Genomic DNA, 632 nt, shown 5'->3' on the forward strand with positions numbered 1-632 from the left:
GCTCAAGACCCTGTCGTAGCCGCGGGTGACGAGGTCCGGCTTGTGGCCGGGGCCATGCTTGTCGCGGTCGGCTTTGGTCACCGACAGCAGCCGCGAGCACAGCATCGGCGTCAGCGTCAGCGACACGAACATCGACGCCAGGATGGCGACCGTCACCACGACGGCGAACTCGTTGAAGATGCGCCCGATGACGCCGCCCATCAGCAGCACGGGGATGAACACCGCGACCAGCGAGATCGAGATCGAGATGATGGTGAAGCCGATTTCGCGCGCGCCCTTCAGCGATGCGTCGAAGGCCGACAGCCCGTCCTCCTCCATATGGCGGAAGATGTTTTCAAGCATCACGATGGCATCGTCGACGACGAGGCCGACCGCCAGCGTCAGGCCCATCAGCGATATGTTGTCGATGGAAAAGCCGAACAGGAACATCGCGCCGAGCGTGGCGATCAGCGAGATCGGCACCGCCACGGCCGGGATGATGGTCGCCGTCACCCGGCGCAGGAACACGAAGATCACCATGACCACCAGCGCGATGGTCAACAGCAGCGTGAACTGGACATCATCGACGGCCTGACGGATCGAACTGGAGCGGTCGTTAAGCAGCTTGATGTCGGCGGCGGCCGGCATCTGGT

The 632-nt window shown here is 63.4% G+C and carries 1 protein-coding gene; it reads right to left on the reverse strand.

Annotated elements, in window-relative coordinates:
- Positions 1 to 632 (reverse strand): efflux RND transporter permease subunit (locus tag EOC06_RS38270; protein WP_164899049.1); only part of this gene is annotated, 632 nt, incomplete at both ends.

It is taken from the genome of Mesorhizobium sp. M7A.F.Ca.MR.362.00.0.0 (assembly GCF_004023175.1).
In the GTDB taxonomy this organism is placed as follows: Bacteria; Pseudomonadota; Alphaproteobacteria; order Rhizobiales; family Rhizobiaceae; genus Mesorhizobium.